This window comes from Candidatus Dactylopiibacterium carminicum (assembly GCF_014736495.1).
Classification (GTDB): domain Bacteria; phylum Pseudomonadota; class Gammaproteobacteria; order Burkholderiales; family Rhodocyclaceae; genus Uliginosibacterium; species Uliginosibacterium carminicum.
The window spans coordinates 1-14,269 of the sequence record NZ_MDUX01000073.1 but is presented as its reverse complement, the minus strand read 5'-3'; the positions used below and the strand labels follow the sequence as shown (position 1 = coordinate 14,269).

16 protein-coding genes and 1 tRNA gene are annotated in these 14,269 nt (G+C 61.6%); 9 read left to right on the top strand and 8 right to left on the bottom strand.

The window, feature by feature from the left end; all coding sequences use genetic code 11:
• Positions 1-164 precede the first annotated feature (164 nt).
• From BGI27_RS15945 to BGI27_RS15925, 5 genes are all read left to right on the top strand, one after another.
• Entirely contained in the window at positions 165-701 is a 537-nt protein-coding gene (locus BGI27_RS15945) for a glycoside hydrolase family protein (protein WP_095525805.1), read from the top strand.
• Positions 698-1,315, top strand: coding sequence for a hypothetical protein (locus BGI27_RS15940; protein ID WP_095525804.1), 618 nt, complete (start codon positions 698-700; stop codon positions 1,313-1,315). The genes BGI27_RS15945 and BGI27_RS15940 overlap by 4 nt, the downstream gene beginning before the upstream one ends.
• Before the next feature lie 18 nt (positions 1,316-1,333).
• The gene (locus BGI27_RS18920; protein WP_141239782.1) at positions 1,334-1,561 is read left to right on the top strand and encodes a helix-turn-helix domain-containing protein; all 228 of its coding nucleotides are present in this window, start codon (positions 1,334-1,336) and stop codon (positions 1,559-1,561) included.
• A gap of 81 nt (positions 1,562-1,642) precedes the next feature.
• Positions 1,643-1,897 (top strand): type II toxin-antitoxin system RelE family toxin, encoded by a 255-nt coding sequence (locus tag BGI27_RS15930; RefSeq protein WP_095525803.1) that lies wholly within the window; start codon positions 1,643-1,645, stop codon positions 1,895-1,897.
• Positions 1,881-2,213 carry a helix-turn-helix domain-containing protein gene (locus BGI27_RS15925; protein ID WP_095525802.1) on the top strand — a complete coding sequence of 111 codons (333 nt, stop codon included), beginning with the start codon at positions 1,881-1,883 and terminating at the stop codon, positions 2,211-2,213. Before BGI27_RS15930 ends, BGI27_RS15925 begins: the two co-directional genes overlap by 17 nt.
• Here the strand turns inward: BGI27_RS15925 and BGI27_RS15920 are convergent.
• From BGI27_RS15920 to apbC, 8 genes are all read right to left on the bottom strand, one after another.
• Positions 2,198-2,413 (bottom strand): hypothetical protein, encoded by a 216-nt coding sequence (locus BGI27_RS15920; protein ID WP_095525801.1) that lies wholly within the window; start codon positions 2,411-2,413, stop codon positions 2,198-2,200. The two genes, BGI27_RS15925 and BGI27_RS15920, sit on opposite strands and share 16 nt — an antisense overlap.
• A gap of 71 nt (positions 2,414-2,484) precedes the next feature.
• Positions 2,485-2,569 (bottom strand) — tRNA-Leu (locus tag BGI27_RS15915).
• A gap of 55 nt (positions 2,570-2,624) precedes the next feature.
• Positions 2,625-3,554, bottom strand: a complete 930-nt coding sequence (locus tag BGI27_RS15910; RefSeq protein ID WP_095525800.1) for a dihydroorotate oxidase — start codon at positions 3,552-3,554, stop codon at positions 2,625-2,627.
• Between the two features lie 23 nt (positions 3,555-3,577).
• Entirely contained in the window at positions 3,578-5,821 is a 2,244-nt protein-coding gene (locus tag BGI27_RS15905) for an arginine/lysine/ornithine decarboxylase (RefSeq protein WP_095525799.1), read from the bottom strand.
• A 91-nt stretch (positions 5,822-5,912) separates the two neighbouring features.
• A complete protein-coding gene (dcd, locus tag BGI27_RS15900) occupies positions 5,913-6,482 on the bottom strand; it encodes a dCTP deaminase (protein WP_095525798.1) in 570 nt (189 codons plus the stop codon).
• A gap of 129 nt (positions 6,483-6,611) precedes the next feature.
• Positions 6,612-7,724 (bottom strand): alpha/beta hydrolase, encoded by a 1,113-nt coding sequence (locus BGI27_RS15895; protein WP_095525807.1) that lies wholly within the window; start codon positions 7,722-7,724, stop codon positions 6,612-6,614.
• 110 nt (positions 7,725-7,834) lie between these two features.
• Complete coding sequence (locus BGI27_RS15890; RefSeq protein WP_095525797.1) at positions 7,835-8,173, bottom strand: c-type cytochrome; 339 nt, start codon at positions 8,171-8,173, stop codon at positions 7,835-7,837.
• The gene (gene apbC, locus BGI27_RS15885; RefSeq protein ID WP_095525796.1) at positions 8,170-9,261 is read right to left on the bottom strand and encodes an iron-sulfur cluster carrier protein ApbC; all 1,092 of its coding nucleotides are present in this window, start codon (positions 9,259-9,261) and stop codon (positions 8,170-8,172) included. Before apbC ends, BGI27_RS15890 begins: the two co-directional genes overlap by 4 nt.
• A gap of 182 nt (positions 9,262-9,443) precedes the next feature.
• Between apbC and metG the strand changes: the two genes are divergently transcribed.
• The 4 genes from metG to BGI27_RS15865 all read left to right on the top strand — a co-directional run bounded on the left by metG (position 9,444) and on the right by BGI27_RS15865 (position 13,975).
• Positions 9,444-11,537 (top strand): methionine--tRNA ligase, encoded by a 2,094-nt coding sequence (gene metG / locus BGI27_RS15880; RefSeq protein ID WP_095525795.1) that lies wholly within the window; start codon positions 9,444-9,446, stop codon positions 11,535-11,537.
• Between the two features lie 205 nt (positions 11,538-11,742).
• Positions 11,743-13,371 (top strand): SulP family inorganic anion transporter, encoded by a 1,629-nt coding sequence (locus tag BGI27_RS15875; RefSeq protein WP_095525794.1) that lies wholly within the window; start codon positions 11,743-11,745, stop codon positions 13,369-13,371.
• Positions 13,358-13,639 (top strand): acylphosphatase, encoded by a 282-nt coding sequence (locus BGI27_RS15870; RefSeq protein ID WP_223871855.1) that lies wholly within the window; start codon positions 13,358-13,360, stop codon positions 13,637-13,639. Before BGI27_RS15875 ends, BGI27_RS15870 begins: the two co-directional genes overlap by 14 nt.
• A 72-nt stretch (positions 13,640-13,711) precedes the next feature.
• Positions 13,712-13,975: a hypothetical protein gene (locus tag BGI27_RS15865; protein WP_170943076.1), complete on the top strand. Its 264-nt coding sequence runs from the start codon at positions 13,712-13,714 to the stop codon at positions 13,973-13,975.
• Positions 13,976-14,269 lie beyond the last annotated feature (294 nt).

The following is a 14,269-nucleotide window of genomic DNA, read 5'->3' as shown; positions in this document are numbered from 1 at the left end:
TGAAAAACAGTATTTCATGAAGCTCGGGGCTGTCTAGGAAACCCGGGGCGATTCAATCGAAAAGATTGCCGCGAGGCTAAGGAAAGCGGTCTTCGGGTCAAGCTTTTGGAACAGCAAATTGCCGAGAGCAAGGCCCGGGAAGATTCAATCAAGAGGGCCGCGGCATGATGCAACGCCGGAGCATTGCAACGCTCGGGATGTCCGCGATGGCGGCGCTTGTGTGGGTGGCATTCGAGGGCTGGGAGCCTGTTGCGAAGCCGCCGATCCCCGGGGATGTGCCGACGCATGGTTTCGGTGCCACGACTCACGCGGATGGCTCCCCTGTGAAACTCGGAGAGGCAATCACACCGGTTCAAGCGGTGCGCCGGCTCGTTCAATCGTCCGACGAATACGGGCGCGCGCTCCAGCGCTGCCTGGGCGATGGCGTCGAGCTGCATCAGCACGAGTGGGATGCCTTCGTTCTGCTCGCGAAAAACGTTGGGGCGGGGGCTGTGTGCAGATCCAGTGTCGTGCCGAAACTCCAGGCCCGGCAGTACGGGGCCGCGTGCAGCACGATCCTGGATTTTGCCGGCATCACCCGCGTCGTCGACGGCAAGCGGGTTCGACTGTCTTGTGAAGCTCGAGCAAATGGCTGCTACGGCGTCTGGCGTGCCAGGCAAGCTGAGTACAGTCTGTGCAGCGCAGGGGAGTATCCGAAATGAGCGCCCGCGCGATTGTCATCACTGCGGCCACCACGATTGTGCTTGCGTCTGCGCTGCTCGCTGCCGGCTACTACCTCGGCCACCGCACCGCCACGCCGGCCGCCGAAAACATTTCCGCCGCCCCTGCCGAGCGCCAGGCCGATGGATCTGTCATTGTGGAGCGCGCCCCGGTCGCGACAGCCAGCGCCCCGCACCAGATCCCACGCGGCGCTATTGTCGAGCGCCAGGTCAGCGTTACAGTCGCGCCGCGCGCCGTGCAGACGCCTGCACAGCCGGACGGCAGCGCACCGGCAGTGCAGGGCGGGTGCGAATGCAAGCCCGTCACCGTTGATCTGTCTCTAGTCCGACAGCAAGGCGGGCGCCGCGTCATCGCCAGTAGTCCTGATGGCGACATTATCAGCGCACTGGATATCCCCATCGATGCCGCTGCGATGCCCGAGCCGGCGCGCCCCTGGGGCGTCGGCCTATCCTGCGCGCTGGGCGATTCCTGCGCCCTGCGCACCGCCGGCGTCATCATCCAGCGCGATATCGCCCGAGTCCGCATCGGCGCTGAGCTGCACAGGCAGGCAGACGGCAAGCCGGCTGCGCGCGTACATGCGATCTGGCGTTTTTAGATAGTCGACGAACGGTAGGTGCCTTGCCTAAAAACCTCTTGCAATGACTCAAAGCGCTTAGGCTATACCCAAGCCCAGGCGGCGGAAGCTCTGGGCGTGAGTCGCGCCACATATCAAGACCTGTCTGCGGGGAAATCACGTAACACGGGCCGACCGGTTGAAATAGACCGGCGAACTGAGCTGGCCTGTGCCGCAATCGAGGCGGGAATACAAGGGCTTGCCTTGCCACCCTTGGCGCCTCGCTAGAAGCTAGGCCGAAAACTAATAAAAGCCAAAATAATAAGAAAAAGACTTTTAATTCCCTGTTATAGTCTTATAATACAAGACATGAACTCAATCAACTGGACAACGAAGGCCGCCAAACAGCTCCGCAAGCTGGATCGCCAGCATCAAGTTGCGATTCTGGACGCGGTTTCTGGTCTGGCTGGAATGCCGGACTCCCAGAACGTCAAGGCGCTCACTAATCACCAGTTTGGCTATCGCCTGCGCGTTGGAGGCTTCCGTGTGATTTTTGATTGGGATAGCGGAGTCAGGGTTGTGGAAGTGCAGGAAGTGAGGAAAAGAGATGAACGCACGTACTAATACGCACCAGATCATCAACGGGGCGGACGGCCGCCCCGCCTTTGTCGTGATCCCCTATGCGGAATACATCGGATCGGTTACCGAGCCGCACGCGGACCTGATCCCCCATGATGTCGTGTCCCGTACAGTCGACGGGGCAACCCCGATGCGCGCCTGGCGCGAGCATCTGGGGCTCACGCAAGCCCAGGTGGCTGAGCGAATGGGGGTCACGCAATCCGGTTATCAGCAGATGGAAGATGCCGCCGCGCCCCGCAAGGCCACGCGCGTCAAGGTCGCCGCCGCGCTCGGGCTGTCGCCGGATCAACTCGACTTCTGATCGCTGCCGGACTGAAGGCCCTGGCAGAGTGCGCCCCACTGCTCGGCGGGGTTGTTCGCGTCGATCATGAGGGCAGTTTCTTCAAGCACTACCGCGCCGGGGTAGTGCAGCTCGATGTCTTCTCGACTCAGCCGATGCCGTGACGTGACAATCCGCTGGCTTACGGGGTCTCGATGCCTGAATTTATAGATGATGCGCATTTTGATGCAGCGAAAGCCGCCCCCAAAATTGCCCCGTAATGCTGTGAATGCCTTATTAAATAAGGCTGTTTTGGTGCCCAGGAAGGGACTCGAACCCCCACGTATTGCTACGCCAGAACCTAAATCTGGTGCGTCTACCAATTTCGCCACCTGGGCCCGCGTGCAGTGCCTGCACTGCGAGAGGCGCGGATTATAACCGCGCCGCGCCGTTTTACAGCGTCTTGAGTTTGCCGAGCACGGCTTCGATGCTTGTGTAGCCTTTGCGCTCGAGCAGCGCGGCAAGTTCTCCGTTGAGACGGGCGAAGATGCCGGGGCCTTCTTCCTGCAGGGCGGTGCCGACCTGCACCAGCGATGCGCCGGCAAGCAGGTGCATGAACACGTGCTCGCCGGTCTTCACGCCACCGCAGCCGATGACCTGCTTCTGCGGGCAGCGGCGGAAGAAGGCGTTTACATTGGCCAGCGCGGTGGGCAGCACGTAGTCGCCGCCGATGCCACCGAAGCCGTCCTTGGGCTTGATGACCACGCTTTCCTGCTCGATATCGATCACCAGCGCGTTGCCGATGGAGTTGATGCAGGTGATGAAGGCGACCAGCGGGTATTTGTTGAGGATGGCGGCGGCTTCGTCGAAGTGGGCGATGTCGAAATAGGGCGGCATCTTCACACCGAAGGGGCGGCCGTATTCGCGGCTGGTGGCTTCCAGCATGCGGTCCATGGCGGCAAAGTCATAGGCGATCTGCGGCTTGCCGGGCACGTTCGGACAGGAGAGGTTCAGCTCGACGACTGCGGGCAGCCCGGCGTCGCGGATGGCCGCAAGCATGGCGAGGTTGTCTTCCAGCGAGAGGCCGGCAACCGACATGAACAGCGGCTTCTTCGCGTAGTCGTAGGCGCGCGCGTAGTCGAGATAGTAGGTGTAGCCCTCGTTGGGCAGCCCCATGGAATTGATGCTGCCCAGCGGCGTGGCGTAGTAGCGCGGCTCTGGGTTGCCGGCGCGCGTGGCCAGCGTACAGCTCTTGGTGATGAAGCTGCCGGCAGCGCTGTCGCGCAGACCGTCGAGCTCTTCGTTGTAACGGCACCAGACACCCGAGGCGTTGAGCAGCGGGTTGGCGAAGCGGATGTCGAGCAGGGAGGCGGACAGATCCATGGGTGAGGCTTTCCTTCAGGCTTTCAATCTTGTTTGACGCAGTCGACGCAGTAATGCACCTGGCCGTCGCGCAGTTCCTTGACCAGACCGTGGCAGTCACTTTCAAAGCCAGGGAAGTGCTCGTTGAATTCGCGCACGAATTTCAGGTAGTCGACGATGGTCTTGTTGAACACCTCGCCCGGGATCAGCAGCGGAATGCCGGGCGGGTAGGGGGTGACGAGCATGGCAGTGACGCGGCCTTCGAGCGCATCGATGGAGACACGCTCGATCTTGCGGTGGGCCATCATCGACCAGGCATCGGTGGGGCGCATGGCCGGCACCATGTCCGAGAGGTACATCTCGGTGGTGAGGCGGGCAACGTCGCGTGCCTTGTAGACGTCGTGGATCTGGTGGCAGAGGTCGCGCAGGCCGAGCTTTTCGTAGCGCGGATTCTTGGCGATGAACTCCGGCATGATGCGCCACAGCGCATGGTTGCCGTCGTAGGCGTCCTTGAACTGCTGCAGTTCGGTCACCAGCGTGTTCCAGCGGCCTTTGGTGATGCCGATGGTGAACATGATGAAGAAGGAATACAGACCACACTTTTCGACGATGATGCCGTGCTCGGCCAGATACTTCGTCAGGATGGCTGCCGGGATGCCGGTATCGGCGAAGTTGCCGTCCACATCCAGCCCCGGGGTGATCACCGTGGCCTTGATCGGATCGAGCATGTTGAAGCCTTCGGCGAGCTTGCCGAAGCCATGCCAGTGATCGTCGGCCTTGAGCATCCAGTCTTCGCGCTCGCCCATGCCCTCCTCGGCGAGGTAGTCCGGGCCCCAGACCTTGAACCACCAATCGTTGCCCCATTCCTCGCCCACCTTGCGCATGGCGCGGCGGAACTCCATGGCCTCGGCGATCGATTCTTCGACCAGTGCGGTACCCCCAGGGGGCTCCATCATCGCGGCAGCCACGTCGCAACTGGCGATGATGGCGTACTGCGGGCTGGTGGAGGTGTGCATGAGGTAGGACTCGTTGAAGAGATCCTTGTCCAGATGGCGCGATTCCGAATCCTGCACCAGGATCTGCGAGGCCTGGGAGAGGCCGGCGAGCAGCTTGTGCGTGGATTGGGTGGAGAAGACCATCGATTCCTTGCAGCGTGAGCGCCCTTCGCCGATGGCATGGTAGTCGCCATAGAAATCGTGGAAGGCAGCGTGCGGCAGCCAAGCTTCGTCGAAGTGCAGGCTGTCGATCTTGCCGTCGAGCATCTCCTTGATCTCTTCGACGTTGTAGATCACGCCGTCATAGGTGCTCTGGGTGATCGTGAGCACACGCGGCTTGGCGGTCTTGTTCGTCGCGAACGGGTTTTTCTCGATCTTCTTCTGACTGTTTTCCCAGGCGAATTCGCTCTTCGGGATCGGGCCGATGATGCCGTAGTGGTTGCGCGTGGGCATCAGGAAGACCGGGATCGCACCGGTCATGATGATCGAGTGGAGGATGGATTTGTGACAGTTGCGGTCGACGACCACGATGTCGCCCGGCGCCACGGTGGAATTCCACACGATCTTGTTGGACGTCGAGGTGCCGTTGGTGACGAAGAACAGGTGGTCGGCGTGGAAGATGCGCGCCGCGTTGCGCTCCGAGGCCGCTACCGGGCCGGTGTGGTCCAGCAGCTGACCGAGTTCGTCCACGGCGTTGCAGACGTCGGCGCGCAGCATGTTCTCGCCGAAGAACTGGTGGAACATGTGGCCCACCGGACTTTTCAGGAAGGCCACGCCGCCGGAGTGCCCCGGACAGTGCCAGGAATACGAGCCGTCGGCCGCGTAATGCGTGAGCGCGCGGAAGAAGGGAGGGGCCAGCGAATCGAGATAGGCCTTGGCCTCGCGCACCACGTAACGCGCGATGAATTCCGGCGTGTCCTCGAACATGTGGATGAAGCCGTGCAGCTCGCGCAGCACATCGTTGGGGATGTGGCGCGAGGTACGTGTCTCTCCGTGCAGGAAGATCGGGATGTCCGCATTGCGGAAGCGGATTTCCTCGACGAAGGTACGCAGCTCGGAAATGGTTTCGTCAGCTTCGTCCGAGGTGAATTCCTCATCGTCGATGGACAGGATGAAGGCCGAGGCACGGCTTTGCTGCTGCGCGAAGGATGTCAGGTCGCCATAACTGGTCACGCCCACGACTTCCATGCCTTCCGCCTCGACGGCCTTGGCCAGCGCGCGGATGCCGAAACCCGAGGTGTTCTCCGATCGGAAATCCTCGTCAATGATGATGATGGGGAAATGGAAGCGCATGACAGTTCCTGGGAGAGAAGGGTAAAGGGCAAAGGGAGATGGGAAGAGGAGGAGGCTGTGACCCTCCCCCTTCACCCTTCTCCCTTCACCCTCAGATCTTCGGCAAGGTCACGCCGACCTGGCCTTGATACTTGCCGCCGCGATCGCGGTAGGAGGTTTCGCAGATCTCGTCGCTCTCGAAGAACAACACCTGGGCACAGCCTTCTCCAGCATAGATCTTGGCGGGCAGCGGGGTGGTGTTGGAGAACTCCAGTGTCACATAACCTTCCCATTCCGGTTCGAAGGGAGTGACGTTGACGATGATGCCGCAGCGGGCATAGGTGCTCTTGCCCAGACAGACGGTGAGCACCGAGCGCGGGATACGGAAGTATTCGACCGTGCGGGCCAGCGCGAAGGAATTCGGCGGGATCACGCAATAGCCCTTGCCGGAGACTTCGACGAAAGACTGGGGGTCGAAATTCTTCGGGTCGACGATGGTCGAGTTGATGTTGGTGAATACCCGGAATTCGTCGGCACAGCGGATGTCGTAGCCGTAGCTGGATGTGCCGTAGGAGACGATCTTCTGGCCGTTGGTCTCACGGACGAGTTCCGGCTCGAAGGGCTCGATCATGCCGTGCTGCTCGGCCATGCGGCGGATCCACTTGTCTGACTTGATGCTCACGGTTGCGCGCTTTGCCTAGAAATTGCGAAAGCGCGCATTCTAAGACCAAATTCCCGGAAATTCTCGGCTTTTGCGCGCCGCCTGGCATCTTTTGTCGGCGCCTTGCGGCATGCAGTCGACGAAGGGCGCTCAGGCCCGGCGCAACACGCTGAAATCCAGGTGGTGCATCAGCTCGCGCAGTACCAGCAGGCGAGCCGCGAAATGGGCGTCTTCGGGCAGCCTGTCCTGCGAGGTGGGGCGCCCCTCGGCGCGTGCCGCAAGCTTGCCGAACAGAATCTCCAGCGCTTCGCGTGAAATCGAGGCGTTGCTGCTGGTGAGGCTGGCGAGTTCCGCGAACCAGGCATCGTGCGTCACCAGTGTGTGGCCGGCGAAGCGGCGCACGGCTGGCTGCAGATCATCCTCTATCTGCTGAATGGCATTTTCCAGCTCGACGGGGTGCGGCGGTACGTGCCGCAGGAAATCCGTGATCACGGCAGTCGTTCCCAGCGGCAGGTGCAGGCTTTCGCCATCATGCCCGAGTCTGAGGGAGGCATCGCTCAGCGAGAGTGGGATGGCGACCTCTGTCAGCGTACGCGTGCTCCAGGCAACGAAGTCGGCCAGCATGGCGGGCGTGATCTCGTGGTTTGCCGCATAGCGATGCGTTTCGAACGCTACGCCATGTTCGCCCAGCAAGGCTTTGGCGCGGTCTGCCCAGGATACGGGGAGCACGCCATCTTCATTGCCATGGCTGATGAAACCGCGCAAGCGCGTGAGTACCTCGCGAGGAGCGATGAGGGGCGCGATCTCGGGCAGGATGCGGCCCGAGAGCAGGCCGAAGCCGGTCAGGCTGTGCGGTGCGGTGAGGCCGACGCCCGCGCTCATGATGCCGCCTTGCGAAAATCCGGCCAGCACCGTGTGCTCCGGGGATACACCCAGCCGCGCCTGTTGGGAGGCGAGGAAACGGATCAGCGTACTGCGGGCGGCTTCCGCCTGGGCTTCGTCGATGCGCGGGCCATTGGCGCCGAAATTGACCCGGAACCAGGCATGCTGAGCCGGGCCCAGCGTGAGCGGGCCACGCACCAGCAGCACTTCGAATGCAGCGGACAGACTCTGTGCTACCGGCAGCAGGTTGGTTTCGTTGCCACCCACACCATGCAGCAGTACGACCAGTCCGGCAGGGGCAGGCGTACGCGCGGCTCTGCGGATGAAGACGAGGCCGGTGGTTTCGTCACGTTCGGACAAAGTGGCTTGTGGCGTGGTCATGCTGTTCTCCGAGGCATGCAGAACGGTGTCTGCCGATGTGGAAAACTGTACTCGCAGCAAGAACCGGGATGAAGCGGTCTGGCTGATATTGCTTGTTGCGAATTTCGGGATTATTCCGGATTGCGTGCCAGATAGTCGATGATCGTCGTGATCTCGTCGGCCTTCAGCTTGCCCAGGATCCGCATACGGGTGCCCGGCAGATCCTTGCGCGGATAGGCCAGATAACGCGCCAGACGTTCCGGTGTCCAGATGATGTTGCCGTCGCGCAGGGCGCTGCTGTAGCGCGGATAGCCGGCCAGCGGTGGGCCCCGCTTGCCACTGACCGGGCGCAAGGTATGGCAATCCGCACAATGCTCGGCGAAAGCCGCCTGCCCCTGATCGGCCTGCGCGGGCAGGAGTCCGGCGCAGGCAATCAGGGCGACAAGCCAGCGCAGCGGCGCAGTGCTCATTCCTTGTTGACCACGATGGTGGGAAAGGTCAGGCGGCGGTCACGCTGTTTTTCCGCGATGGCCACGGCCACCTTGCGGGCGATGCCGGCGTAGGTGGCAGCGATCGGGCCATCGGGCTCGGCGACCACGGTGGGGGCGCCGGAATCGGTCTGGCTGCGGATCTTGATATCCAGCGGCAGGCTGCCGAGGAAGGATGCACCGTAGTCGGCGCACATCGCCTCGCCGCCACCCGCGCCGAAGATGTGCTCGGCGTGGCCGCAGTTCGAGCAGATGTGGATGCTCATGTTCTCGACGATGCCGAGGATGGGGATGCCCACCTTCTCGAACATCTTCAGGCCCTTGCGGGCGTCGAGCAGCGCGATGTCCTGCGGTGTGGTGACGATCACTGCGCCGGTGACCGGCACGCTCTGCGCCAGCGTGAGCTGGATGTCACCGGTGCCCGGCGGCATGTCGATGACCAGATAGTCCAGATCCTTCCAGCGGGTGTCGAACAGCAACTGACGCAGTGCCTGGGTGACCATCGGGCCGCGCCAGACCATCGGTTGTTCGGGATCGACGAGGAATCCGATTGAATTCACCTGCAGACCATGGGCTGGGAGCGGCAGCATGGTCTTGCCGTCCTCGCTCTCGGGTTGCAGGCCGGCGATGCCCATCATCTGCGGCTGGCTGGGGCCGTAGATGTCAGCGTCCAGCAGGCCGACGGTGGCGCCTTCGCGAGCCAGCGCCAGCGCCAGGTTGGCTGCGGTGGTGCTCTTGCCTACCCCCCCCTTGCCGGAGGAGACGGCGATGATGTTCTTCACTCCGGGCAGCAACTGCACGTTGCCTTGCACGCGGTGCGCCACGATGCGGCTGCCCACCTTCACCTCGACGGTGTCTATGCCGGGCAGGGCTTTTGCAGCGGCTTCCAGCTGAGTCTCGATGGCGGCGAAGCGGCTGGCTGCCGGATAGCCAAGTTCGACCTCCACGAAGGCGCGACCGTTTTCTATGCGGGCGCTCTTGATGGCCTTGGCGGTGGCGTAAGGCTTGTCGGTATCCAGGTCGATCAGCTCGCCCAGGGCGGCGATCAGGGTGTTGTCGGTGGTGCTCATGATCTTCTTGTGTCGTCAAAAGTAGGGGCGAGAGCGTTGCAAAGGGTATCACCGGCTGGCTCGTCGGTGCTGTGCAGTGGCTGTGGATTCCTGTTTCGGCATTGCGCCGGATGAAGGCCGGCGGACAGCCTTCGGCTACAATTCCAGCTTCGTTTCTTTCACACGCCCAAGGGTGTTTCCCAATGACTGCACCGAAGCGCAAGCTATTCGTCACCACCGCATTACCGTATGCCAACGGCTCCTTCCATATCGGCCACATCATGGAGTACATCCAAGCCGACATCTGGGTCCGTCTGCAGCGAATGCGTGGGCACGAGGTGCATTTCGTCTGTGCCGACGATGCCCACGGTACGCCGATCATGCTCAAGGCGGAAAGTGAAGGCATCACGCCGCAGCAACTGGTGGCGCGCATCGCTGCCGAGCGGCCGCAATACCTCAACGGATTCCACATCAGTTTCGACAACTGGCATTCGACGGATTCGGAAGAGAACACGCGCCTGTCGCAGGACATCTATCGCAAGCTGCGCGATGCCGGCCTGATCGAGCGTCGTGTGATCCAGCAGTTCTTCGACCCGGTCAAGGCCATGTTCCTGCCCGATCGCTACATCAAGGGCCAATGCCCGAAGTGTTCCAGTCCGGACCAGAACGGCGACAACTGCGAGGTCTGCGGTGCCGTGTATGCGCCTACCGATCTGAAGAACCCGGTTTCCGCGCTCACCGGCGCCACGCCGGAGCTGCGTGATTCCGAACATTTCTTCTTCAAGCTCTCCGATCCGCGTTGCGTGGAATTTCTCAAGGGCTGGACGCAGGATGGCCGGCTGCAGCCGCAGATCGCCAACAAGGCCAATGAGTGGCTGTCCAGCGAAAGCGGTCTTTCCGACTGGGACATCTCGCGCGATGCACCGTACTTCGGCATTCCGATTCCCGATGCTCCGGGCAAATTCTTCTATGTATGGCTGGATGCACCGGTGGGGTATCTGGCCAGTCTGGCCAATTACTTCGGCAAGCAGGGCATCGACTTCGAAAGCTTCCTCGCCGATCCGGCCACGCGGCAAGTGCATTTCATCGGCAAGGACATCGTCAATTTCCATTGCCTGTTCTGGCCGGCAATGATGCATTTCACGGGCAAGCCCTACAAGGTGCCGGACAACGTCTACGTGCATGGCTTCATCACCGTTTCCGGCGAGAAGATGAGCAAGTCGCGCGGCACCGGCATCAGCCCGCTGCGCTATCTCGAAATCGGCATGAACCCTGAATGGCTGCGCTATTACATCGCCGCCAAGCTCAATGCCAACGTCGAGGATCTGGATTTCAATCCGGATGACTTCATTGCGCGCATCAATTCCGATCTCGTGGGCAAGTACGTGAACATCGCCAGCCGTTGCGCCGGCTTCATCACCAAGCGTTTCGACGGCAAACTGGCGACCGGCCTGCCGGCCGAGGGCGAAGCCCTGCTGGCCGAGCTGCGTGCGGCGAAGGAGGCCGTGGCGCAATATCTGGATGGTCGCGAGTTCTCCAAGGCCATCCGCGAGATCATGGCGCTGGCCGACCGCACCAACGAATATGTGAATGCCCATGCGCCGTGGGAACTGGCGAAGAAGGAGGGCGCAGAGGCCGAGCTGCATCAGGTGTGCAGCGTGGCGCTGCTGGCCTTCCGTACCCTGACCACGATGCTCGCGCCGATCATGCCGGATACCGCGGCCAGGGTCGGCGCCTTCCTGAACTGCAGTTTCGCTTCGTGGGATGACGAATCGCCGCTGACCGTGATCAATCCCTACACTCATCTGATGACCCGTGCCGACGTGAAGATCATGGACAAGCTCTTCGATCTGCCGGAGGCCATCGCCGCCGCAGCGCCTGCCAAGGCCGAGAAGAAGGTGGAGAAAAAGGCCGAGCCTGCCGTGGAGCCGGCGGCCGAAGCGGCGCACATCAGCATCGATGACTTCGGCAAGGTCGATCTGCGCATCGCGAAGATCGTCTCGGCCGAGCATGTGGAAGGTGCGGCCAAACTCCTCAAGCTGCAGCTGGACATCGGCGAGGTGGTCGATGGTCAGCCGAAGCCGCGCCAGGTGTTCGCAGGCATCAAGTCAGCTTACGATCCGGCCACGCTGGTCGGCCGGCTGACGGTGATGGTGGCCAATCTCGCGCCGCGCAAGATGAAATTCGGCATGAGCGAAGGCATGGTGCTGGCTGCGTCCGACGAAGCAGGCGAGGTGCCGGGATTGTTCATCCTGTCGCCGGATTCCGGTGCGCAGCCGGGCATGCGGGTGCGTTGATGTCCGTCGTCCGCTTGTCACAGGGTAAGGCCGGTCGGAGTGAAAGCTCCGGCAGGAATGCCTGTGGCGGGCGGGCTGTTTCGCGAGGCGCAGGGCCATGCCGCTGACCCGCTCCAAACGCTGGGCTGTCACCCATCGGCTGCATCCCCGCTGACGCTGTTTCTCTTCATGTGTGCCGTTTGCAATTCATCATGGAGAAAATGCTGTGTTGCAGTTCCGCCCAAAACTGGTCGATTGTCTCAAGGGCTATGACCGCGCCCGTTTCTTCGCCGATCTATCTGCAGGGCTGACTGTCGGCGTGCTCGCCCTGCCGCTTTCGATGGCCTTTGCCATCGCCAGCGGCGTCTCTCCGGCCGCCGGCATCTGGACCGGCATCGTCGCCGGTCTGCTCGTTGCGGTGTTCGGTGGCTCACGCGTACAGATCGGCGGCCCCACCGGCGCTTTCATTCCCATCCTGTACGGCATCGTGGTGACCTACGGTGTGAGCAACATGCTCGCGGCGACATTCCTAGCAGGGGTGCTGTTGCTGGTGATGGGCATCACGCGCCTGGGCAACCTGATCCGCTTCATTCCGATCTCGGTCGTGATCGGTTTCACCAATGGCATCGGCGTGGTGCTGATGCTCTCGCAGATCAAGGATTTCTTCGGACTGGAAGGGGGGGCGCTGCCTGCCGAATTCTTCCCGCGCATGGCCGCCCTGTGGCACATGGCCCCCAGTCTCAGCTTGCCCGCCACGGCCCTGGCGCTGGGCACGTTGCTGCTGATCATCGTCTGGAGCCGCCTGGCCCGGCGTTGGCGAGTGCTGGCGCACGTACCGGCGCAGCTCGGCGGGTTGATCGTCGGAACCCTGATTGCCGTGCTGCTGGGCCTGCCCGTGGAAACCATCGGCAGCCGTTTCAACGGCATTCCTCAAGGTTTGCCCACATTTGCCTTCCCGTTGCCGGACCTTCAGGCCGTGGGCCGGCTGCTGATGCCGGCGGTAACCATTGCGCTGCTGGGCGCCATCGAATCCCTGCTATCCGCACGGGTGGTCGACCCGCAGATCGACGACAAGCACGACCCCAATCAGGAGTTGATGGCACAAGGGATCGCCAATATCGCTTCGCCCTTCTTTGGTGGCATTGCCGCCACCGGAGCCATTGCACGTACCTCCACCAACGTCCGCGCGGGGGGGCGTACGCCCGTGGCCGGCATCGTCCATTCGATAACACTGTTCCTCATCGTCATGGTGGCGGCCCCGTTGGCGGCCTGGGTGCCGATTCCGGTACTTGCAGCCATCGTGGTCGTCACCGCGATCCGCATGGGGGAATGGCATGAATTCGGACGCCTGAAAGCCTTCCCATGGTCCTATGGCGTCATCCTGTGCACCACCTTCCTGCTCACGGTCCTCTTTGATCTGACAGTGGCCGTGGAAATCGGCCTGTTGCTGGCCTGCCTGTTCTTCATCCATCGCATGCAGTCGCTCACCGAACTGGAACCGATCGAAAGCAGGGATCGTGGCGTCGCCGTCTTCGCCCTGCGGGGAACCTTGTTCTTCGGCTCGGTGGCGCGCCTGGACGAGCGGATTGATGCTGCCGGGCATGATGCGAGCGTTCTGGTCTTCGACATGAGCGAAGTCACCAACATCGACGCGACAGGGGCAGACTGGCTGCATGGTATGCACCGCGCTGCCGTGAAGCGGGGCGGTGAGCTGATCCTGTGCTCGCTGACACGGCACGTGCATGCCTATCTTGCGCGCTCCGGCCTGCTGGCCGTGATCGGCCCGCACAACGCCTGCGCGGATCAGCACAAGGCGCTCGATCGTGCCCGGGAGGTATTGGGTGAGATCGACTGACGACATCTGCAGCCGCCATCTGCGCATCCGTGGTCGCGTCCAGGGCGTGGGCTTTCGCCATTTCCTGACGCAGCACGCGCAAGCGCTGGGCCTGGGCGGCTGGGTACGCAATCTGCCCGACGGTAGTGTCGAAGCGCTGATCTGTGGCCCGCAAGCAAGCGTCGCCATTCTTCTTCAGCGCGCCAGCGAAGGCCCGGCCTGGGGCAGGGTGGATGAAGTGCTGGTGGAAGACAGCCAGGAGCAAGTGCCGGGATTTGGGCGGCTGTAGCACTACAGAAAAGCTATCCCCAAGCCCCGGTAAGCCGTTCAGCCAGCGCAGGCAAAACGAGGTATCAACAAGATGTCGCTTGGGATTGCCGCGCTCGATCAGCGCATCAATCTTGGCTGTCTTGATGTGATCACTAGGGTCAAACCACAGATTTTCGCTCTTGAACACATGCAGCTTCCCTGTTTCGGGGTTGATCCACTGCGTGATGATCTGAAACGGATTTACGCCATTGGCACTCAACCCTCCGTTGAATACCATGGACTGAAAGCTTTCGATTATTTTAATGACATTGTTTTTGGAATTATTTTCGCTTTTCGCTTTTCGCTTCGCGCTTAAGTGCTACCGGATCGCTGTGCCAATGATGTCGAAGTCATCGTCTGTGGCACAAAATTGATGCTGCCGCGCTTGCGTTTTTACTGTGTAAGCGTGTCTTTCAGAAATTCCAGCGCCATTTATGCCTCAATTGCGAAAATAGAATACGCCGTACTCGACAGGTTCGTTGCCTTTTTTTGCCAGCTTCGAGCGCTTTACAAGATCAATGCTGGCAGGCTTGTCCCATCCATAGGCGCGAAAAACTGAATCGCCCCGGGTTTCCTAGACAGCCCCGAGCTTCATGAAATACTGTTTTTC